19 protein-coding genes are annotated in these 21,755 nt (G+C 60.0%); 10 read left to right on the top strand and 9 right to left on the bottom strand.

Annotated features, from left to right (window positions below):
- Nucleotides 1-115: 115 nt before the first annotated feature.
- From ACW5W8_RS04865 to ACW5W8_RS04875, 3 genes are all read right to left on the bottom strand, one after another.
- Nucleotides 116-1,213: an extracellular solute-binding protein gene (locus ACW5W8_RS04865; RefSeq protein ID WP_498626761.1), complete on the bottom strand. Its 1,098-nt coding sequence runs from the start codon at nucleotides 1,211-1,213 to the stop codon at nucleotides 116-118.
- Between the two features lie 53 nt (nucleotides 1,214-1,266).
- Complete coding sequence (locus ACW5W8_RS04870) at nucleotides 1,267-2,628, bottom strand: aspartate aminotransferase family protein (protein ID WP_498626681.1); 1,362 nt, start codon at nucleotides 2,626-2,628, stop codon at nucleotides 1,267-1,269.
- Nucleotides 2,629-2,917: 289 nt separating this feature from the next.
- Nucleotides 2,918-4,249 carry a glutamine synthetase family protein gene (locus ACW5W8_RS04875; protein WP_498626682.1) on the bottom strand — a complete coding sequence of 444 codons (1,332 nt, stop codon included), beginning with the start codon at nucleotides 4,247-4,249 and terminating at the stop codon, nucleotides 2,918-2,920.
- A 491-nt stretch (nucleotides 4,250-4,740) separates the two neighbouring features.
- On the opposite strand from ACW5W8_RS04875, the gene ACW5W8_RS04880 reads away from it, so the two are divergent.
- The 9 genes from ACW5W8_RS04880 to malZ all read left to right on the top strand — a co-directional run bounded on the left by ACW5W8_RS04880 (nucleotide 4,741) and on the right by malZ (nucleotide 13,099).
- Complete coding sequence (locus ACW5W8_RS04880) at nucleotides 4,741-5,127, top strand: TraR/DksA family transcriptional regulator (protein WP_033136328.1); 387 nt, start codon at nucleotides 4,741-4,743, stop codon at nucleotides 5,125-5,127.
- 147 nt (nucleotides 5,128-5,274) lie between these two features.
- Nucleotides 5,275-6,132, top strand: coding sequence for a type 2 periplasmic-binding domain-containing protein (locus ACW5W8_RS04885; RefSeq protein WP_498626684.1), 858 nt, complete (start codon nucleotides 5,275-5,277; stop codon nucleotides 6,130-6,132).
- 62 nt (nucleotides 6,133-6,194) lie between these two features.
- Nucleotides 6,195-6,641: an Mpo1 family 2-hydroxy fatty acid dioxygenase gene (locus tag ACW5W8_RS04890; protein WP_498626686.1), complete on the top strand. Its 447-nt coding sequence runs from the start codon at nucleotides 6,195-6,197 to the stop codon at nucleotides 6,639-6,641.
- Between the two features lie 26 nt (nucleotides 6,642-6,667).
- Nucleotides 6,668-7,162, top strand: a complete 495-nt coding sequence (locus ACW5W8_RS04895; RefSeq protein ID WP_498626688.1) for a CreA family protein — start codon at nucleotides 6,668-6,670, stop codon at nucleotides 7,160-7,162.
- Between the two features lie 74 nt (nucleotides 7,163-7,236).
- A complete protein-coding gene (locus ACW5W8_RS04900; RefSeq protein WP_498626690.1) occupies nucleotides 7,237-8,226 on the top strand; it encodes a 2-hydroxyacid dehydrogenase in 990 nt (329 codons plus the stop codon).
- Between the two features lie 175 nt (nucleotides 8,227-8,401).
- Complete coding sequence (yegD, locus tag ACW5W8_RS04905) at nucleotides 8,402-9,763, top strand: molecular chaperone (RefSeq protein WP_498626691.1); 1,362 nt, start codon at nucleotides 8,402-8,404, stop codon at nucleotides 9,761-9,763.
- Nucleotides 9,764-9,928: 165 nt separating this feature from the next.
- Complete coding sequence (locus ACW5W8_RS04910; protein ID WP_064339147.1) at nucleotides 9,929-10,345, top strand: META domain-containing protein; 417 nt, start codon at nucleotides 9,929-9,931, stop codon at nucleotides 10,343-10,345.
- Nucleotides 10,346-10,433: 88 nt separating this feature from the next.
- Nucleotides 10,434-11,264, top strand: a complete 831-nt coding sequence (locus ACW5W8_RS04915; protein WP_498626693.1) for an HDOD domain-containing protein — start codon at nucleotides 10,434-10,436, stop codon at nucleotides 11,262-11,264.
- 5 nt (nucleotides 11,265-11,269) lie between these two features.
- The gene (gene malZ, locus ACW5W8_RS04920; protein ID WP_498626695.1) at nucleotides 11,270-13,099 is read left to right on the top strand and encodes a maltodextrin glucosidase; all 1,830 of its coding nucleotides are present in this window, start codon (nucleotides 11,270-11,272) and stop codon (nucleotides 13,097-13,099) included.
- Nucleotides 13,100-13,199: 100 nt separating this feature from the next.
- Here the strand turns inward: malZ and ACW5W8_RS04925 are convergent, their stop codons facing one another.
- Together ACW5W8_RS04925 and ACW5W8_RS04930 are read right to left on the bottom strand one after the other, a co-directional pair.
- A complete protein-coding gene (locus ACW5W8_RS04925; protein WP_201937662.1) occupies nucleotides 13,200-13,733 on the bottom strand; it encodes a cobalamin adenosyltransferase family protein in 534 nt (177 codons plus the stop codon).
- An 89-nt stretch (nucleotides 13,734-13,822) separates the two neighbouring features.
- On the bottom strand, nucleotides 13,823-14,965 hold the full coding sequence (locus ACW5W8_RS04930) for a DUF5610 domain-containing protein (protein WP_498626696.1): 1,143 nt from the start codon (nucleotides 14,963-14,965) through the stop codon (nucleotides 13,823-13,825).
- 170 nt (nucleotides 14,966-15,135) lie between these two features.
- Here ACW5W8_RS04930 and trmA point away from each other — a divergent pair, with 170 nt between their 5' ends.
- On the top strand, nucleotides 15,136-16,269 hold the full coding sequence (gene trmA, locus ACW5W8_RS04935; protein WP_498626697.1) for a tRNA (uridine(54)-C5)-methyltransferase TrmA: 1,134 nt from the start codon (nucleotides 15,136-15,138) through the stop codon (nucleotides 16,267-16,269).
- Between the two features lie 68 nt (nucleotides 16,270-16,337).
- Here trmA and ACW5W8_RS04940 read toward each other — a convergent pair whose 3' ends face one another.
- Genes ACW5W8_RS04940 through mglB form a run of 4 tightly spaced genes read right to left on the bottom strand, consistent with a single transcriptional unit; the run spans nucleotide 16,338 to nucleotide 21,710 of the window.
- Entirely contained in the window at nucleotides 16,338-18,071 is a 1,734-nt protein-coding gene (locus tag ACW5W8_RS04940; protein WP_498626698.1) for a methyl-accepting chemotaxis protein, read from the bottom strand.
- 51 nt (nucleotides 18,072-18,122) lie between these two features.
- Nucleotides 18,123-19,133: a galactose/methyl galactoside ABC transporter permease MglC gene (mglC, locus tag ACW5W8_RS04945; protein WP_005342585.1), complete on the bottom strand. Its 1,011-nt coding sequence runs from the start codon at nucleotides 19,131-19,133 to the stop codon at nucleotides 18,123-18,125.
- 16 nt (nucleotides 19,134-19,149) lie between these two features.
- Nucleotides 19,150-20,670 carry a galactose/methyl galactoside ABC transporter ATP-binding protein MglA gene (mglA, locus tag ACW5W8_RS04950; protein WP_498626762.1) on the bottom strand — a complete coding sequence of 507 codons (1,521 nt, stop codon included), beginning with the start codon at nucleotides 20,668-20,670 and terminating at the stop codon, nucleotides 19,150-19,152.
- Nucleotides 20,671-20,723: 53 nt separating this feature from the next.
- Nucleotides 20,724-21,710 (bottom strand): galactose/glucose ABC transporter substrate-binding protein MglB, encoded by a 987-nt coding sequence (gene mglB / locus ACW5W8_RS04955; RefSeq protein ID WP_005340747.1) that lies wholly within the window; start codon nucleotides 21,708-21,710, stop codon nucleotides 20,724-20,726.
- Between the last annotated feature and the right edge of the window lie 45 nt (nucleotides 21,711-21,755).

Raw genomic sequence — 21,755 nt, forward strand, 5'->3', positions numbered from 1 at the left:
GTCAGTTCTCCTGTTCAGTGGTTGACCGTCTGCGCATCCATTCGCGCGGCCCATCCAGATGGATGGCATCACTACCCTCCCGGCCGAACTGCGGACCGGGAGGGGCATTCATTACTTACTTGCCGGACTTGATCTTGGTCCAGCTGCGAGTCATTACCCGCTGCACCTTGGCCGGTAGATCCGGGAAGGTGTAGATCTTCTGCAGGGTCGCCGAGTCGGGGTAAACACCCGGATCGGTGCTGATTGCCTTATCCACCAGCGGAGTCGCCGCCTTGTTGCCGTTGGGCGCATGCACCTGATTGGTGATGTTGGCAATCACCTCCGGCTTCATCAGGTAGTTGATGAAGGTGTGGGCTGCCTCAACGTTCTTGGCATCCGCCGGAATGGCGATCATGTCAAAGAAGCTGCCCGCCCCCTCTTTCGGAATGGTATAGGTCAGCGCGATGCCGTTCTTCGCCTCCTCCGCCCGCGCCTTGGACTGCTGTAAATCCATGGAGTAACCGACCGCCACACAGAGGTTGCCATTGGCCAGATCCGAGATGTATTTGGAGGAGTGGAAGTAGGCGGTATAGGGGCGAATGGAGAGGAACAGCGCCTCGGCCTTTTTCAACTCGTCCGGCTTCTGGCTATCCGGCTTGAAGCCCAGATATTGCAGGGCAGCCGGCAGCATTTCGGTCGGCGAATCGAGGAAGGAGACGCCACACTCTTTCAGCTTGGCCATGTTCTCCGGCTTGAACACCAGATCCCATGAGTTGACAGGCGCATCAGCCCCCAGCACCGCCTTCACCTTCTCGGCGTTGTAGGCGTAGCCGATGGTGCCCCACAGGTAGGGGATGGAGTACTGGTTGCCCGGATCGCTCGGTTCAAGCGCCTTGAGCAGGCTGGGATCCATATTTTGCCAGTTGGAGAGCTTGGACTTGTCCAGTTTCTGGAACACCCCTGCCCGGATCTGTTTGGCCAGGAAGGGGTTGGATGGCACCACAATGTCGTAACCTGAGCTACCCGCCAGCAACTTGGCTTCCAGCACCTCGTTACTGTCGAACACGTCGTAGACCACCTTGATCCCCGTCTCCTTCTGAAAGTTATCCAGAGTATCCGGCGCGATATAGTCGCTCCAGTTGTAGACGTGCAGCACCTTCTCTTCAGCCATTGCTCCGGCACTTGCCATGACCAGAGCCACAGAGGCAGCGATCACTCCTGTTTTGAAAGACATCATCCTTGTCTCCTAAGCAAATTGTATGCGCATGCCAACCTGCCCGACCTGCCTCAACCCTTCAGCTTCGCGGCTGTCAAATCCAGACTGCGCCTGGCCAGATCGACCAATTCATCAACCTGTTCCTCGGTGATGACCAAGGGGGGCGATATGATCATGGTATCGCCTACCGCCCTCATCACCAAGCCATTGTTAAAGCAGAACTCCCGGCAAGTCATCCCCGCATTTGCCTGAGCCGGAAAACGCCGGTTGGTCTGCTTGTCCTGCACAATTTCCAGCGCAGCCACCAGCCCGCGGCCACGGGTTTCCCCCACCAGCGGATGATCGGCCAGCTCGGCCCAGCGGCGCTGCAAATAGGGGCCGATAGTATCATGCACTCGCTTAACTATGCTCTCTTTCTGCATAAGCTGGATGTTGGCCACCGCCACGGCGCAGGAGACCGGATGGCCCGAGTAGGTGAAGCCGTGGTTGAACTCGCCCCCCTCCTCCACCAGCCCCTTGGCGACCCGGTCGCTCACCATCACAGCGCCGAGCGGCAGATAACCGGAGGTGATCCCCTTGGCCAGACACATCAGGTCCGGCTTGATGCCAAACCCTTCGCTGGCAAACCAGTGGCCGGTGCGGCCAAAGCCGCAGATCACCTCGTCGGCGATGAGCAGAATGCCGTAGTGATCGCAGATGCGCTGGATCTCTGGCCAGTAGCTGTCAGGCGGAATGATGACGCCACCCGCCCCCTGGATCGGCTCGCCGATAAAGGCGGCCACCTTGTCCACCCCCAGCTCCAGAATCTTCTGCTCCAGCTGACGGGCCCGCTCCAGCCCGAACTCGTGGGCGCTCATCCCCTGCCCCTCACCGAAGTGATAGGGCTGGTCGATGTGCACTATGCCGGGAATGGGCAGGCCGCCCTGGGCATGCATCCCCTTCATGCCACCCAGACTCGCCCCCGCCACGGTGGAGCCGTGATAGGCGTTATGGCGACTGATGATCACCTGTTTGGCCGGCTGACCCTTGCTGGCCCAGTAGTGGCGCACCATCCGCAGCACGGTGTCGTTGCACTCGGAGCCGGAGCCGGTGAAGAAGACGTGGTTGAGATGGGCTGGCGTCACCTCGGCCAGCAGGGTCGCCAGCTCGATCACCGGCGGGTGAGCAGTCTGGAAGAAGAGGTTGTAGTAGGGCAACTGCTGCATCTGGCGGGTGGCGGCATCCACCAGCTCCTGGCGGCCATAGCCCATATTGACGCACCACAGGCCCGCCATGCCGTCGAGAATGCGTTTGCCCTCGGAGTCTTCCAGATAGACGCTGCTGGCTTCGGTAATAATGCGCGAGCCCTTCTTGTTCAGGGCCTGAAAGTCGGTAAAGGGGTGCAGGTGGTGGCTGGCATCCAGTTGTTGCCACTCACGGGTTGTCTGCTGCATGTGTTGCTCCTCGGTTCCTTCGATTTAGCAAGATTCAGTCGTCAAATATTCAGGTGAGTCGGCACGTTCGCAGCCACAGTCACTCACGGCGTGTCTGCTGCATTCGTTACTCCCCTGCGCCTTCGATTTGGCATGATTCAGTCGTCAAACAGTCAGGTGGGTAGTCAGGCGGACTTGCATGCTCGCAGCCACAACCACTCACAGGTGGCTGCCGCCACCTGACTCGCGTTCAGGTCTCTTCGATACAGGGATCGGGGAGGCCGACTCCGACCTCCCCGTTACAGGGGGATCAAACGTTCAGCAGCAGGAACTCCCGCTCCCAGCGACTGATCACCCCGAAGTAGGTCTCGTACTCTTTACGTTTGACCGCCACGAAGGCGCGGGTGAAGCGCTCGCCCAGCATCTCCTTGATAGGCTCGCACTGTTCGAGATGGCTGAGCGCCTCCTCCAGCGAGCGGGGCAGGCTGTAGGGCAGGTCATAGGCGCTCGACTTCATCTCCGGCAGCGGCTCCAGCTTCTCCATCATGCCGAGATAGCCACAGGCCAGAGTGGCGGCCAGCGCCAGATAGGGGTTGGCATCGGCACCGGCGAAGCGGTTCTCCACCCGGCGCGCACTCGGGTCGGAGAAGGGCACCCGCAGGCCGCAGGTGCGGTTCTCTACGCCCCACTGGACATTGCGCGGCGCGCTCTCGCCAAAGGTAAGGCGGCGGTAGGAGTTGACGTTGGGGGCCAGCAGGGCGGTCACCGCCGGAGTGTATTTCTGCAGACCGGCGATGAAGTGCATGAACTGCTCGCTGTTGCCGCCGCTCGCGGTACCAAACAGGTTGTGGCCGTTCACATCTTCCAGGCTCTGGTGGATATGCATGGCTGAGCCGGGCTCGTCGCTCATCGGCTTGGCCATAAAGGTGGCGTAGATGCCGTGTTTGTGGGCCGCTTCCCGCATGGTGCGCTTGAACAGAAACACCTGGTCCGCCAGATCGATGGCATCGCCGTGCAGGAAATTGATCTCCATCTGGGCGGCACCCGACTCGTGGATCAGGGTGTCCACCTCCAGCTCCTGTGCCTCGCAGTAGTCATACATGTCTTCAAAGATGGGGTCGAACTCGTTGACCGCATCGATACTGAACGACTGGCGGGCGGTCTCCGGGCGGCCATTGCGTCCCACCGGCGGCACCAGCGGATAGTCGGGGTCTTCGTTGCGTTTGACCAGATAGAATTCCAGCTCAGGAGCGACTACCGGCTTCCAGCCCTGCTTCTCGTAAAATGACAGAACCCGACGCAGCACGGAACGTGGCGCGATGTCGATCAGCTTGCCGTTGATGTCAAAACAGTCGTGGATAACCTGTGCAGTGGGCTCCAGCGCCCAGGGGACAAAACGGATGGTGTTGGGGTCGGGATAGAGCTGCATGTCCCGCTCCAGCGGGTCGATCATGCTGTCGTCATCCGGATATTCGCCGGTCACCGTCTGGGTGAAGATCACCTCGGGCAGACGCATGCCCCCCTCGCGCAAAAACTTGTTGGCTGGGATGATCTTGCCCCGGGCGTTGCCGGTGAAATCCGGGAACAGACACTCCACTTCCGTGATGCGATTGCTCTCCATCCAGCCTTTGATACTGTCCATGTTAAACCCCGACTTTACGGTTGCCATTGGCAAGGGTGTCTAATATATGGAACACCCTTGTTATAAAATTGTAATCAACATCACCATAAAAGCCCGCCATCAAGGGCAATGTCAAGCGGATGTGTTTAAAAAACTATAAATAACGGCGCATATAATGACCAATGCGGCACCAAATACTAAACACTCAAGTCAGGACGAAGCCCGCCGATCCAGCCCTTGCAGAGCTTTGCAAAGCCGATGCCAACAGAGGGGGGAAGCAGGTGCCGGATCCTGACCGATCCCCCACCGGAACGGGCCATTTTTTTGCAAGGGCGCACAATCCTTATGCTATTTGCTTTGCTTGGCTGCATTTTTTTGGTACAAGGCCCGCCCTGATTTGCACTCTCTTGCATGAAACAGGTGCAAATCGGGATACAAGGGCTTGGTCTGTAGGCAGACAGCCCCCATAAACAGGGATAATTGGGTTAGTAAACTGACTGGTAGTTAATCGTATGTGTGATTTCATGACTGAAGACCAACTGGCCTTTTACAAGGGGCAGATCGAGCGACAGATCGTCGAGCTCGAAGAGCGCCTGAACTCCCAGGCCAGCCAGGCCATCGCCACCGACACCAACGAGATGGCTGATGAAATTGACCGTGCCAGTATCGAGGAAGCCCGCCGTCTGGAGCTGAACCGCATCGAGCACGACAAGCTGCACCTGCGCAAACTGCGAGGCGCATTGAAGCGAATGAACGAAGGGGACTTCGGTTACTGCGAATCTTGCGGTGACGAGATCTCCCTCAAGCGGCTGCAAGCCCGTCCGGAATCCCGTTTCTGCGTCGAATGCCAGAGCACCAAGGAATTTAACGATACCCACGTGTTCCGTCGCGTCGCCTGATCCTCCGAAGAACCGTCACCATGCTGGTGCAACAGGCGGCCAGCAAGGCAGGGCCTGCGCTCAAATCTTGCACACCGCCCTGCAGCAAGAGGGTGACAAGTTCTGTTAGACTCCGGACAGGTTCCGGAATCTACAGGAGAACAGAGAGTGAAATGGCTCATCAAGCTGTGTTTGTGCCTGCCGCTGCTGGCACAAGCACAGGTTCTGACGGTCAAGGTCCCCAGCCGTCCCGTCAACAATCTTGACCAGGAGTACCAGTACAAGCTGCTGGAACTGGCCCTGACCCGCGCCGGGCAACCCTTTCGCATCCAGCCTGTCGAACTCGACCTCAACCAGTTCACCCTCCAGCAGCAGCTGAGCAAGGGCAAGACCATCAACGTCTTCTGGATGGGCACCTCCAGCGCACTCGAATCCTCCCTGATTGCCGTCCCCATTCCGTTGTTTCGCGGGCTGGAAGGATTGCGGCTGTCATTCATCCACGCGGATGCACAAGAAAAGTTCAACCAGATCAATACCCTGGCCGACCTCAAACAGCTGAAGGCGGCGCAAGGGGTCGGTTGGGCCGATAACAAAATTCTGGAAAATGCGGGCATCCCGACCTACTCCGGTCGCTACAGCAGTCTGTTTCGCCTTATCAACGACGGCGACAAGATCGACTTCTTCCCGCGCGCCCTGGTGGAGATCTTCGCCGAGCGCAGCGAGCTGGTGGCGCAGTATCCCAACCTCGCCATCGAGCAGCATCTGCTGATCAGCTACCCCTTCGCCCAGTTCTTCTTCGTTAGCCCCGAATACCCCAAGCTGGCCAAGGCGATTCAGACCGGGCTGGAGCGGGCCTATGCCGATGGCAGCTTTATGAAGTTCTTCAAGGACAACCCCAAGATCCGCGAAGCGCTCGCCAGCGCCAACCTCGATCAGCGGGTCACCATCGCCCTGCCCAATCCGGATATGACCCCATTGCTAAAATCCATTCCGGCCCAATATTGGGAGTATCCACCGCAGGGATAATCATCCCGAGCGCCTGACCACGAAGGTCAGGCTGCGAGAACACAGTGCGCCAGGGAGGTGCCATGAAGGGAATCCAAGAGTGGTTTGCGCAGTACGGCTCGAGTCATCGCCATCCGGTCAACGTCGCCATCCACAAACTGGCGGTGCCGGGCATCTATCTCTGCTCGCTGGCGCTGCTCTGGTGTCTGCCACACGGGCCCTTGCCAGAGCCCCTCAACTGGGCGGCAGTGGCAGCCATTCCGGTGCTGCTGTTCTATTTGCAGCTGTCGTTTTCGCTGTTCGCGGGGATGGCCGGGCTGACCGCACTGGGACTGTGGATCTGCCACCAATGGCAGGGGCCGCTGCTGTGGCCCGCGGTGGCGGCGTTCGTGATTCTCTGGATAGCCCAGTTTGTCGGCCACAAGATCGAGGGCAAACGCCCCTCCTTCCTCGCCGACCTGCAATTTCTGCTGATAGGCCCCGCCTGGGTGCTTGCCAGCCTCTATCGTCGCCTGGGCATTCCCTATTGAGGAGTGCCGGGCCAACAGGAGAGACCATGACACATAACCACACGCGACATAATGCACTGCGCCGCGCCCTGCCCCTGCTGCTGGGGGCCCTGTTTGCCGGCCCGGCACTGGCCGACAAGGCCGACCCGGTCGGTGAAGTGAGCACCGCCTTCAAGCTGTTTGGCCCGAACCACAAGATCCTGGTGGAGGCGTTCGACGACCCGCGCATCGACGGCGTCGCCTGCTATCTGGCACGCCCCAAGACTGGTGGCGTCAAAGGCGGGCTCGGGCTGGCGGAAGATCCCTCTCACGCCTCCCTGTCGTGCCACCAGATTGGCCCCATCACCCTGCCCGCGAAGCTGAAAGCAGGGGAAGAGGTGTTCGACGTCAGCACTTCACTGGTGTTCAAGGAGCAGAAAGTGGTGCGCTTTTACGACCAGAAGCGCAATGTACTGGTTTACCTGACCTACAGCACCAAGCTGGTGGATGGTTCGTACAAGAGTGCAGTCAGCGCCGTTCCCATCATGCCATGGGGGCAATAACCAGCCGGTTTGTCCGGTGATAGTTAACAGGCTTTGTTGTAATTTGACGACAAATCATCTGAGGAGAGCACACCATGAAAGTCGCCGTATTCAGTACCAAGAGCTATGAAAAAGAGCATTTCGTTCATGCCAACAGCCAATTTGGCTTTGAACTGGAGTTTTTCGATGTGCGGCTGGAAGCCAAGACGGCAAAGCTGGCCCACGACTTCCCGGTGGTGTGTCTGTTCGTCAATGACGATGCCGACCGCGAGGTATTGACCGAGTTGGCCGCCAACGGCACCAAGGTGATCGCCCTGCGCTGCGCCGGTTACAATAACGTTGACCTGGCGGCCGTGAAGGAGCTGGGCATGAAGGTGGTGCGGGTTCCGGCCTACTCCCCCGAGGCGACGGCCGAACATTCGGTGGGCATGATGATGTGTCTCAACCGTCGTATTCACAAGGCGTATCAGCGCACCCGCGATGCCAACTTCTCGCTGGAAGGGCTGGTCGGCTTCAACATGCATGGCAAGACGGTCGGCGTTATCGGCACCGGCAAGATCGGTCTGGCCGCCCTGCGCATCCTCAAGGGCTTCGGGGTTCGCCTGCTGGTCAACGATCCTTACCAGAATCCGGCAGCCATCGAGCTGGGAGCCGAGTACGTGGACCTCGATACCCTGTTCCGCCAATCCGACATCATCAGCCTGCACTGCCCGCTATTCAAAGAGAACTACCACCTGTTGAACAAGGAGGCATTCGCCAAGATGAAGGACGGGGTGATGATCATCAACACCAGCCGTGGCGGCCTGCTCGACTCCAACGCCGCCATCGAGGCGCTCAAGACCTCCCGTATCGGCGCGCTGGGGCTGGACGTCTACGAGGAGGAAGAGGATCTCTTCTTCGCCGACAAGTCCAACGAGGTGATCACCGATGACGTGTTCCGCCGCCTGTCAGCTTGCCACAACGTACTGTTTACCGGCCATCAGGCATTCCTGACCCGCGAAGCACTGCACGCCATTGCCGACACTACCCTCGGCAACATCCAGGCCATCACCAACCAGGGTCGCTGCGATAACGAAGTGGAGTAATCCTCTCGCACCCGTAGCCATGAACGACAGAGGGAGCCATTCCCTCTGTTTTCCACACCAATATGCTCCCCCTGTGTATTTTCCCCTGCGCCCTCAATATCCGGGGTGCCGGGTTGTGAGACCCGGCGCCTTCGGGTAGGCTAGCCCCCCTTTTTTATTCAGGAGTCTGGCGCCCATGTTTATCGGATTTGATTACGGCACCTCCAACTGTGCCGTGGCCGTGATGGAGCAAGGTAGCCCCAGGCTGCTGAATCTTGGCGCATCCCGCTATCTCCCCTCCACCCTGCATGCCCCCCACCGGGATGCTATCGCCGGTCTGTTGGCCGAAGGGCTGGCCCCCGCCCAGCAGGCGGAGTACCTCAAGCTACGTGGCCCCGTGGTCACCCGCGCCCAGATGGTTCGCCGCCAGATGCGCGAAGAGGGACTGATCGACGAGCTGAGCTTTGGCGGTGCCGCGCTGGAGCGCTATCTGGAAGAGCCGGACGACGGCTACTACATAAAATCGCCGAAATCCTTCCTCGGCGCTTATGGCCTCAAGGCCCCCCAGATCGCCCTGTTTGAAGATATCGTCTGCGCCATGATGCTCCACGTTCGCCAGCAGGCGGAGCAGCAACTCGGCGCCCCGATCCGCCAGGCGGTGATCGGCCGCCCGGTCAACTTCCAGGGCCTGGCAGGGGAAGAGAGCAACCAGCAAGCTATCGCCATCCTGACCGAGGCGGCCCGTCTGGCCGGCTTCGAGCAGGTGGAGTTCCTCTATGAACCGGTGGCCGCCGGGTTTGAATTCGAGGCGCGCCTCACCGAAGACGCCGTGGTGCTGGTAGTGGATATTGGCGGCGGTACCACCGACTGCTCCATGCTGCGGATGGGGCCCAGCTACCGCGATCAGCTGGATCGCAGCGGCGATCTACTCGGCCACAGCGGCCAGCGGATCGGCGGCAACGACTTCGATATCCGCCTGACGGTAGAGGGGATGATGCCGCTGCTCGGCATGCACGAGACCCTGAAGACCGGCAAGCCGCTACCCCACCCGCTGTTCTGGGATGCAGCCGCCATCAACGACGTCAGCGCCCAGAGCCGCTTCTACAGCCTCGACACCGCCCGCCAGCTACAGGATCTGCAGCTCGACAGCCAGCCCGGCAGCAAGCTGGGGCGTCTGGCCAGCCTGCGGGCCCACAAGCTGAGCCACCAGCTGGTGTGGCGTGCCGAGCAGGGCAAGATCGCCCTCTCGGAGCAGGAGCTCAATCGCCAGTCGCTGGCCGAGCTGGAAAAAGGGCTGGAAGCGGAACTGACCCGTGAACAGCTGGCCGGTGCCTCGGCCCTGCTGCTGGAGAAGATTGGCGAGCTGATGGACGAAGCGATTGCCGCCGCCGGTGTGCAGCCGGATCGCATCTTCGTCACCGGCGGTAGCGCCCGCTCGCCGCTGATCGCCAGCTTTATCCGCCAGAAGCTCCCGTCCATCCCGCTTGAGGGGGGGGATGACTTCGGCTCGGTGGCCGCGGGTCTTGCCCGTTATGCCGAGCGGCTGTTCGCCAACTGAGCCCTGAGATAGCGTAAATCGATGGCAACATCACCAGGGTGTTGCCATTAAGCGACAGTCGCGCGGGACAAGGGGCGACAGAAGCGGTCGGTCGTCCCCTCTCCCGCCCTGCTCCCGACTGCCTAAAAAGGGTATTCTTGACGCTCCCCCAACCGGAGCCCCCTCATGCCCAGATTGCCCTTTTTGCTGATCCCCCTGTTACTGCTCGCTGGCTGCAGCTCGACCGCCTTTGTTCAGCAAGATCTGCAACATCACCACTGGGTTCTGAGCAAACTGGATGGCCAACCGATCGAGGCTCCCCGCGACAATCCCCCCGATTTCGAGATCGGCGAACACTTCACTGTCAACGGCATCGCTGGCTGCAACCGCTACTTCGGTCAGGGCCATCTGGAAGATGACAAACTGTGGGTCACCAGTCTGGGCAGCACCGAAATGGCCTGCATGCCGCCGCTCGACACTATCGAACAGGCCGTACTGACCACCCTGACCGAGGGTGCCACCCTGAGCGGCACCAGTCAGAACCTGATCCTGCAGGGCAAACAGCACCGTTTGGAATACACCTTGCGCGACTGGGTGTTCTAGCGCTCACAAAGCCGCATCACAAACAGGAACATGTTGTCCGGCTGTGGCACAATATGAGGCAGAGTTTGCAACGGAGGCTGCCTCAGCCATGTCGATGGATCGTCTGTTTGACAAGATCAAACAACTCCCCACTATTCCCAAGCTGCTGCACGAGTTGATGCAGAGCTTCAACGACGAGAATGCCCGCATCGACCAGATTGCGGCCAAGATCGCCATGGATCAGGTGATCAGCGTCAAGGTGCTGCGGATGGCCAACTCGGCCGCCCTGCGCCGGGGCAACGAAGTGACTTCTATTGAACAGGCGGTGATCCGGCTCGGCTTCAACCGGCTGCGCTCCGTGGTGGTCGCCTCAGGCATCATCGGCACCTTCAAGGCCCCGCCCAGCTTCGACAAGAACAAGTTCTGGACCGAGACCTTCCAGGTCGCCACCATCGCCAAAACCTTGGCCCAGGAGGCCAAGGTGATGGATCCCGAGACCGCCTTCACCTGCGCCCTGATCCACAACATCGGCGAGCTGCTTATCCAGAGCACCTTGCCGGAAGAGGCCGAGCTTATCAACATGGCGCTCCAGAACGGCAGCAGCCGAGTCGAGGCCCAGCGGGAGATGCTGGGCTACGACTATGCCCAGCTCGGTGCCGAGCTGGCGCGGCGCTGGAACCTCTCCGAGGCCTTCGTCGATGCCATCTCCCAACAGCTTGACCCGCTCTCCCACGATCCGGTCAGCAAGGAGGCGGTGCTGATCCGTCTGGCGGTCTTTATCTCCTTCGCCTGGAACGCGGGCGTGCCTGCCCAGGCCATCATCGCCCGCTTCCCCAAACCGCTCGCCGACCAGTTGGGACTGGATCCCAAGTCGCTGGCAGGCCAGCTCGAAACATTGCATGAACAGGGTAATGCCCTCGCCGATATTCTGACTCAATAAGCATCATGACCCATCCGTTTCTGTTTCATCCCCAGGTGGCGCCCTGGTTCAAAGAGAGCGCCGACGCACTGCAACTGACCCTGTTCACCGAACTGGATGCGCCGATCCGCAAGGTATGGCTGCGCCACGAGCCGGATAACGAGGAGTACCTGCTCCCGATGACAGCAGTCTCCACCCGCGATCGGCTGCAGGTGTGGCAGGCGACCTTGCCGCTCATCAAGGGACAGGATATCCACCTCTACAGCTTCAAGTGCCTCACCGACGAGGAGCAGTGGTGGCTGCACGGGGCGGGCGTCAGCGCGTCCATGCCGCCACGGGAGCAACATTTTCGCTTCAACAGCCTGCACCAGCCACCGGCCTGGGTGCAGGATCAGGTGTTCTACCAGATCTTCCCCGACCGCTTCTGCAACGGCGATCCGTCGCTCAGCGTCAAGCATCACGAGTACGAATATCGCGGCAAGGCCGTCATCAGCAAGGCGTGGGGCGAACCGGTCAGTCGTCATGAAGAGGGCCACGGCGCCTGCGAATTTTACGGCGGCGATCTGGCGGGCATCGATGCCAAGCTGCACTATCTGCAATCCCTCGGGGTGACGGCGCTCTACCTCAACCCCATCTTCGATTCGCCGAGCAACCACAAGTACGACACCCAGGACTACTTCAAAGTGGATGCCCATCTCGGCAGCAACGAACAGTTCGCCGAGCTGACCCGCAACCTGCACCAGCGCGGCATGAAGATCATCCTCGATGCTGTGGTCAACCACACCTCTACCGAGCATCCCTGGTTCTGCCCGCCACTGGGCGCCCAGAGCAACCCGGACTCCCCGTGGCGCAGCTTCTACACCTTTGACAAAGAAGGGGATTACGTCAGCTGGAAGGGCATTCGCAGCCTGCCCAAGCTCGACTTCTCCTGCGAGAAGGTGCAGGACGCCGTCTATCGGGCCGACGACGCCATCCTCCGTTACTGGATGCGCGCCCCCTACCAGATCGATGGCTGGCGCTTTGACGTCATCCACATGCTGGGGGAGCGCGGCACCGCCGAGGGCAACCGCAGCCATGTACGCGCCATTCGCGGGGCAGTGAAGCAGGAGAACCCGGACGCCTATGTGCTCGGCGAACACTTCTTCGAGGCGAGCCAGTGGCTGCAAGGAGATCAGGAGGACGGAGCCATGAACTACTACGGCTTCGCCCATCCGATCCGCGCCTTTCTGGCGGGGCAGGATATCGCCTACCACCCCATCAAGATCAGCGCCGAAGAGCTGGATCGCTGGCTCAAGCTGGCGCGGGCCCACATCCCGTTCAAGAACCAGCTGGCCCAGTTCAACCTGCTGGACAGCCACGATACCGCCCGTTTCCTCCACCTGCTGGGAGAGGACAAACCGCGGATGCAGCTGGCCGCCACCCTGCTGCTCACCTATATCGGCGTGCCCTCCATCTACTACGGCGATGAAGTGGGACTATCCGGCGGCAACGATCCGGACTGTCGCCGCTGCTTCCCGTGGAATACCACAGATTGGGATCATGTGCTGCACGACCACTATCGCCGGTTGATCCAGATCCGCCGCCAGCGCCCCTCACTGCGCCGTGGCGATATCCAGACCCTCTACGCCGGGCCCCACAGTTATGTGTTCGCCCGTACCCTGCAAAGCGATCAGGTGGTAGTGGCCTGCAACCGCCATCCGAGCGAGCCGCGCACCATCAGCCTGCCCCTGTGGCAGACCGCGAGCCCCGCCAGCCGTTTCACCGATGCCTTCAACGGCGAGAAGTTCGAAGTGGTGCAGGGCGAGGTACAGCTCACCATCCCCGCCAACTCGGCCCGGGTGCTGATCTCCAGCTGAGTGGGCAACTGACGCGCTGAAATGCAAAACCGGAGCAGCAAGGCTCCGGTTTTTTATTCCGTTCAATCCACCATGACGTCTGGCCCTTAGCCAGCCACCATCAGTAGTTGATGCTGACGTAGGGTACTTCCGGCACCTGCCAGCGCTGCTTGAGGTAGACGGTGAGCACGAAGAAGAAGTTGGCCAGCAGGTTGGCGAAGCGATAGAGAATGGGATCGAAGGCCACCTCGCTCTCTTCCAGCCGGACCAGCAGCCGCACCACCTTCTTGCTGCCACAGCGGCACAGATGGAGGGTGGGGATGGGCTGCGGCCCCTGTGGCAGCACAAAACCGGTGACGCTGCCGCGACTCGCCTCGTTGTAGTGGTCGTAACGGGCCTTGAGCCACTCAAGGTCTGCATCGAAGATCCCCAGCTTGCCGCGTACCGAGCCGTTTAGGTTGTAGATAAGTCGCTGCAACGCCGCGAGATCCACCAGCATGGGCTCGGTATCGGCATCCGGCGCAAGGTGTGACAGCACGGCTCCAACCTGACAGCAGAGCTCGTCGGTGGCGATTTCAAAATCACATTTGAGCGAGGTTTCGAAGATAAAGGGGTAGCAGAGCTCGCGCTTGTCTCTTGGCTTCTTGGGGTTCATGGGGCAACCGGATTGGAGAAAAGGCCAGTTTGCCAGCCCCGGGAAGGGCTGGCAAACGGCAGGTCATTACTTGCGTTACGCGCTGTGGCTCAGACGCGCTTGCTGGCGGGCTCGGTGGACGGCTGGAACTGGCCGATCATCCGCAGCGCCTCCAGCATCCGCTGGTTGAAGCTGGTGAAGCGATCGACCTGTGCCGGTTCTCCTTCCCCTCTCGCGGCCAGCACGGCCGGAGTCAGCGCCTGTTGCTGGGATGGTGGCAGCAGGCTATCTGCCTGTTTCTGCACCTGATCCAGCTTCGGCAGGTAGTCTGCAAACGGCTTGATCAGATCCTGCAGGGAGTGCGCCCCCTGATAGGTCTGGCTCAGCTTGACGCTCTGCTTGAGCTTGAGGGAGTAGGAGGCCAGCTGGGAGTCATCCAGTTTCAGCTCGCCCGCCTTCTCCAGCAGATCCTCGAAGTTGCCGGAGAAGAAGTTCCCCGCCAGTTCGTCGATCCCTTTGACCAGCTTGCCGATGGACTCCATCTCCTCGCTGTTCAGGTCTCCCTCCAGCGAGAAGCTGAAGCTCTGACTCGACTTGAGGCTGAACTGGCTGCCGCTCTCGCTGCTCTGGGACTTGGTCTGCCAGCTATCTTTGAAGCGCAGCACCACCTTGTCGCCATCCTTGGTCTGGATCTCCAGATAACCCTGCTGGCGACTGGCCATCTCGGCCTGTCCCATGTCGGTCGGAGAGACCTTGCCGAAGAACTCCTTCTCGAACTCCTCGAGCCCTTTCTGGATCAGCTTGTAGCTCTGATCGATACCGGTCTTGATATCTTCGTTGTCGGTCGCCCACTTGCCGAGCTGTTTTTTCGCCTCGCCAAAGCCCTTGTCGATCCCCTTGCGGGCCTGCTCCATCATCCCGGTCAGGTCGTCATCGGATTTGCCATCGGCCCGCGCGGCACCCAGCCGCCCGGTCACAAACTGCAGCACGTTGTCCGCCACCGACTGGAAGTCGAACAGGGTCTCCGGGGTGATCTCCTCGGGCTCCTTGACCTTCGGTGCCTGATAGCCCTGACCGTTGATCTCCAGCGAGAACTGCAGTGCCTGCTGGATCAGCACCTGCGCCCACTTCGGGGGCTTGTGCAAGGAGACCTCCTCCTCGCTCTTGACCTGTTTCTGCTCCGCCTGTTGGGGCGATTTGGGAGAAACACCCACTCCCTTGGGTTGGGCTGCGCCCACGCCTTCGATTTGCATAATGTGTCCTCCCACCATGCCTGTAGATCTACTATCGGCCTGACTGAACACTTCTTGACCACAAAATACTGGACAATCTGCGGTTGGCTTTTAAAATCGGGCCCCTTTGGGTGGCCTGTTGCCTTCCCCCGATTTCGACCCGGCCCGGCCGGTGTGCATGTGAGGTATTTATGACCCAGTCCCAACAGCCTTCCGCGAACGCTCCGGCGCCTCGAACCCCTGCCGATTATCAAGCCCAACTCGACGAAAAGAGCGCTCGCCTCACCGGGCTGTTTGCCGGCTTCACCCTCCCGGCGCTGGAAGTGCACAGCTCGCCGGCCGAGTACTACCGGATGCGCGCCGAGTTTCGCATCTGGCACGAAGGGGATGACCTCTTCCACTGCATGTATGCCCCAGCGACCAAAGAGATCATCAAGGTCGACCACTTCCCTACCGCCAGCCGCCTCATCAACCAGTTGATGCCGCTGCTGCTGGAGGGGCTGCGTCCCCATCAGGTGCTGCGTCGCAAGCTGTTCCAGATTGACTACCTCTCCACCCAGTCCGGCCAGATCATTGTCAGCCTGCTCTATCACCGCAAGCTGGAAGCAGAGTGGCAACAGGCCGCCGAAGCGCTGCAGGCCGATCTGCGCGCCAAGGGGTTCGAGCTGCAACTGATTGGCCGCGCCCACAAGCAGAAGATCTGTCTGGGGGATGACTTCGTCATCGAACAGCTCAACGTGGCGGGTCGCCAGCTCATCTACAAGCAGGTGGAGAACAGCTTCACCCAGCCCAACGCTGCCATCAACGAGCAGATGCTGGCCTGGGCGCTGGATGTGACCAAGGGGAGCGAAGGGGACCTGCTGGAGCTCTATTGCGGCAACGGCAACTTCTCCATCGCGCTGGCGCAGAACTTCCGCAAGGTGCTGGCCACCGAGATCGCCAAGCCGAGCGTCGACTCCGCCCAGTTCAACATCGCCGCCAACGGCGTCGACAACCTGATCATCCTGCGCATGTCGGCCGAGGAGTTCACCATGGCGATGCGTGGCGAGCGGGAGTTCAACCGCCTCAAGGGGGTCGACCTCGGCGCTTACCAGTGCAACACCATCTTCGTTGACCCGCCCCGCGCCGGTCTCGACGATGCTACCGTCAAGCTGGTGCAAAAGTACGACAACATCCTCTACATCTCATGCAACCCCGAGACCCTGCAGGCCAACATGGCCGTGCTGGGCGAGACCCACGAGATCGCCCGCTTCGCCCTGTTCGACCAGTTCCCCTGGACCCATCACATGGAAGCCGGGGTCTATCTGCGCCGCAAGGCTGGGTAATTCAAGCCGATAGCAACAGAAAAAACAGGGCCATATGGCCCTGTTTTGTTATTGACTGAACACCGGTCTCACTCCAGCCGGAAGTGACCCACGATCTCCCGCAGCCGGTCGTAGGTCTGCTGCATCGCCGCGGAGCTGGCGACCGTCGCTTCGCCATTGTGGGTCAGCTGGCGGATCACTTCGGCGATGGCACTCATGTTGCGGTTGATCTCTTCGGCCACCGCACTCTGCTGCTCCGCCGCCGTGGCGATATGGCTGATAAGATCGTTGATCTCCACCACTTCCCCTGCCATCAGATCCAGCGACTCGTTGACCCTGGTAGTGTTCTCGGCCGCCCCCTGACAGCTCTGCTTGGTGTTGCCCATGGCATCCACCACAGTTCGGGTGCCCCGCTGCAGACTGGCCAGCATGGTCTGGATCTCGGCTGTGCTCTGCTGGGTACGGGCTGCGAGGGAACGCACCTCGTCTGCCACCACCGCAAAGCCACGACCCTGTTCACCAGCGCGGGCCGCCTCGATGGCGGCATTGAGGGCCAGCAGGTTGGTCTGTTCGGCAATGCTGCCGATCACCCCGAGCACTGAGCCAATCTGCTGCACATCCTGCTGCATCGCTTCGATGGAGCGGGCAGTGGCTTCCACTTCGTCCACCAGCGCCATCACGCTGGCCATCGCCTGATCCACCACCTGACGGGACTGGCTCGCCAGCTGCTGGCTCTGGCCAGTGAGCTGGGCGGTGCTGGCCGCACTCTCGGAGACGGAGACCGCGGTGCGGCTCATCTCGTTGATGGCGGTCACCACCTGCTCGGTCTCGCGTACATGATCCGCCAGCAGGGACTGGGCGGCGCCGGTCTGGCTGGCCAATCCGGCAATGCCGCTGTTGAGTTGACCGCTCGCCTGCCGCACCTCCCCCATCATCTCCTGCAACCGTTCGATAAAGCGGTTGATCCCGGCCGAGATCTGGCCAAGGTCATCCTTGCTGGTTACCGCCAGCCGACGGGTAAGATCGCCGCTACCGCGGGAGAGCTCCAGCACCAGATCCCGCAACGAGAGAATGGGGCGATAGGCCACGTTGAGCGCCAACATCGCCAGCACCATCACCACGATCGCCACGCCGCACAGCGCCATGATGATCTGGCCGTTGAGAGCCCGGGTCATGGCCCGGATGTAGTCAAGATCGATGTAGCCGGTCAGCGTCCAGCTGCTGCCGCGAATATCCAGCTGGTTGGGGCGCGCTTCGCTCTCCCCTTGCGGCTTGCTGTCATAGAGGCTGTTGCCCTGACTGTCGACCAGCGAGAAGTAGCGGCCATCGCCACTCATCTTCTCCAGCAGGCTTTTGAACTCGCTCATATCGAGGTAGTAGAGATAGGCGGAATCGGCGCCGCGCGGCACCAGAATGGTGATGACCGGCTTGCCATCCACCTGTTGCAGCGGGCTGACGGTGATCTGGTTGTTGGCGGCGGGGATCAACTTGCGCAGGGCATCCACTTTGGCGCTGTCGTTGATGACCCCGCTCACGTCGAATGCCATGTCGCCGATCACCTTGACGATGTTGTGAAAGCCGGTCTCTTGCAGGGTCTTCTTGACGTTGGTCACCCCGAAGTTGAGGTTGGCGGCCAACAGGATTTTCTGATTGATGTCGCTGGCCAGCTTCTCTTTGACCAGGGTTATCTGCTCGGTGATGTTGTGGGTGGCCTGAGTGCGAATGTAGCCACTGATGAAGTGGTTGACACTGAGTCCGGCGGTGCCGATGGTGACCAGAATGGCCAGGAGCAGCAAGAGGTAAATCTTGACCTTGAATGGCATGGGTTCCCTCCAGAAGAGAGGGCTGGCAACGCCAACCCTCCCTGCCAATCGTTATTTCTTCTTGGCGTACTTCATGGAGTCCAGGGCCACCGCCAGAATGATGATGCCGCCCTTGATGATGAACTGCCAGTAAGGGCTGACGCCGATATAGGTCAAGCCATAGTTGATCAGGGTGAAGATAAGTACGCCGGTAATCACACCCGCGACCGTTCCCACCCCGCCAGCAAACGACACGCCGCCCACCACGCACGCCGCAATGGCATCCAGCTCGTACATGAAGCCGAGGTTGTTGGTGGCGCTACCGATCCGGCCCGCTTCCAGCATGCCGCCGAAGGCGTAGAAGACCCCCGCCAGCGCATAGATCATCACCAGATTGACCGCCACGTTGACGCCGGAGACCTTGGCCGCCTCGGGGTTGCCGCCGATGGCGAAGATGTTTTTGCCAAAGCGGGTCTTGTTCCACAGCACCCAGACAAAGACGCTGGCGATGGCTGCATAGAAGGTGAGATAGGAGAGCTTGAATCCTCCTATCCGGATAAACCCCTGCGCGAAGCTGGAGAAGCGGGGATCAAACCCGGCCACCGGCGAAGCCCCTACCGAGTCAAAGTAGAGGGAGTTGATACCGTAGACGATGATCATGGTGCCCAGGGTGGTAATGAACGGGGTGACGTTCAGGTAGGCCACGATCAGACCGTTGACCAGACCAATCAGCGCCCCCACCACACACACCAGCAGGATCACCGCAGGAATGGGCACCTCCCCCAGCGTCGGGAACACCTTGTTGACGTTGGTCAGCGCCTGCAACATGGTTGCTGCTATGAGTGCCGCCAGACCGACCTGACGACCGGCCGAGAGATCCGTCCCCTGGGTAATGATGATGCCCGCCACCCCCAGCGCTATGATGACCCGCACCGAGGACTGGGTCAGGATGTTGCTGAAGTTGGTGAGGCTCAGGAAGGAGGGCTCCTGGATCACGATGACCATGAGCAGCACCAGCAGCACCAAATAGATAGCGTTTTCCTTGAGCGCCTGCATCAGATTGAAATTTTTAGCCGACTCCATAAATGTCTTCCTGTCTCTAGAGGTACAGAGATGCCAGGCGCAGTATCTCGCTCTGGTCAGTTTCTTTGGTATTGACGATCCCGGCGACCCGACCATTGCTCATCACCATGATGCGGTCGGTGATCCCCAGCAATTCCGGCATCTCTGACGAGATGATGATGATCCCCTTGTCCTTCTTCGCCAGCTCCAGGATGAGCTGGTAGATCTCGAACTTGGCCCCGACGTCGATGCCGCGGGTGGGCTCGTCGAGCATCAGGATCTCCGGCTGGGTCAGCAGCCAGCGACCGATGATCACCTTCTGCTGGTTGCCCCCGGAGAGGGAACCGATCTGGGTCTGCTGGGTCGGCGTCTTGACCCGCATGGAGTCGATGACCCACTGGGTATCGCTCTTCATCTTGTTGTCGCTGAGCAGCCCCATGGAGCCTTTGTAGCTGTCCATGTTGGCGATCAGGGAGTTGAAGGCGATATCGAGCCGCGAATAGATGCCGGTGGAGCGGCGCTCTTCCGTCACCAGCGCAAAGCCGTTGCGAATCGCTTCGTGGGCGTTGTGGTTGGCCACCTCTTTGCCGTGCAGCTTGATGCTGCCCTGGCTGCGATCGCGAATACCGAACAGGGTCTCGACGATATCGGTGCGTTTGGCCCCCACCAGTCCGGCAATGCCGAGGATCTCTCCCTTGTGCAGGTTGAAGGTCACATCCTGAATGGAGGGCTGGTTCTTCGCCGTCAGGTGTTCGATCTCGAGGATCACCTCTTTCGGCTGGTTGGTTTTTTCCGGGAAGCGCTGGGTCAGTTCACGGCCGACCATCATCCCGATGATCTGATCCATGGTCATGCCCTTGAGCGGCTGGGTTGCCACCCACTGGCCATCCCGCAATATGGTGATCTCGTCACAGAGCTGGAAGATCTCCTCCATCTTGTGAGAGATGTAGACGATGCCGCACCCCTTATCCTTCAACTTGTTGATGATCTTGAAGAGGTGGTTCACCTCTTTCTCGGTCAGGGAGGAGGTGGGTTCGTCCATGATGACGATCTTGGCGTCGTAGGAGAACGCCTTGGCGATCTCGATCATCTGCATCTGGGAAACCGACAGGGTCGCGACCTTCACCTTGGGGTCGATGTCGATATCCAGCTCATCGAAGATGCGCTTGGTGTCGTCATACATCTTGCCGTGGTCGATAAACCACCCTTTGGTCGGGTAGCGGCCGAGCCACATGTTGTCCATCACCGAGCGCTGCAGCACCAGGTTGAGCTCCTGATGCACCATGGAGACGCCATTTTCCAGTGCCTCTTTGGAGGAGGTGAAGTTGATCTCCTGCCCCTTGAAGAAGATCTTGCCCTGATCCTTCTCGTAAATGCCGAACAGGCACTTGAGCAGTGTCGATTTTCCCGCTCCGTTCTCGCCCATCAACGCATGCACAGAATGAGGACGGACCCGTAAATTGACATTATCGAGTGCCTTGACGCCGGGAAAGCTCTTACTGACGTCAATCATCTCCAACAGCCATTCTGATTGTTGCTGTGTTGTCATATCAGCCATCACATCTGGTTGAAAAAAGGGCAAGGGGATCTCCCTTGCCCTGGAGGAGGGAATTACTCGAATTGGGACAGGTTGTCTTTATCCACACCGACGTAGGCAACACGCACGACCTTGTCGACGATATTCCACTTGGTGCCTTCACCGGCCGGTTTGCCTTCAGCCAGGTTCTTGGTCAGCTCGAAGGTGGCTTTGGCCTGGTTGGCCGCATCGTTCAGCACGGTACCCGCCATGGCACCGCTCTTGACCATGGCCAGCGCTTCCGGCAGCGCATCGACGCCGAATACCGGAATGGCAGTCTTGCCCTGGGCTTTCAGTGACTCGACCGCGCCCATTGCCATGCCGTCGTTGTTGGCGATGACCACTTCGATCTTGTTGGCGTTGGGGCCGGAGATCCAGGCATCCATCTTGTCTTTCGCCATGGCGGTATCCCACATACCGGTATCCATGTGCAGTTGTTCAGTCTTGACGCCGCCATCGTTCAGGGTCTTGACCACGTAGGAGGTGCGCGCTTCGGCATCCGGGTGGCCCGGCTCCCCTTTCAGCAACACGAACTGGATCACGCCATCCTTGTTCAGATCCCACTCCGGATGGGCTTTCCAGTGTTTGGCAATCAGTTGACCCTGGATGATCCCTGACTCCTTGGAGTCAGTGCCCACGTAGTAGGCCTTGTCGTAGCTGGCCAGATCGGTAGCACTCGGCTCTTTGTTGTAGAAGACCACCGGGATATCTTCGCCACGGGCTTTCTCAATCACCACCGGCGCCGCAGCCGGGTCAACCAGGTTGATGGCCAGCGCCTTCACCCCTTTGGCCAGCAGCACGTCGATCTGGTCGTTCTGCTTGGATTGGTCGTTCTGGGAGTCGTTCATCAGCAGCTCCACTCCCGGAGTGGCAGCCGCCTCCTTCTCGATGGCCTTGCGCACTACCGCCATGAAGTTGTCGTCGTACTTGTAGACGGTTACCCCGATACGGGTGTCAGCCTGGGCATTGGCTCCAGCCATCATGCCCATCAGCAGGGCGGCAACTGTGGTCAGTTTTTTCATTATGTGTGCTCCGATGTGTCTATCTGTGTTGTAGGGTGGCGAGCA

Source organism: Aeromonas aquatilis (assembly GCF_054052405.1).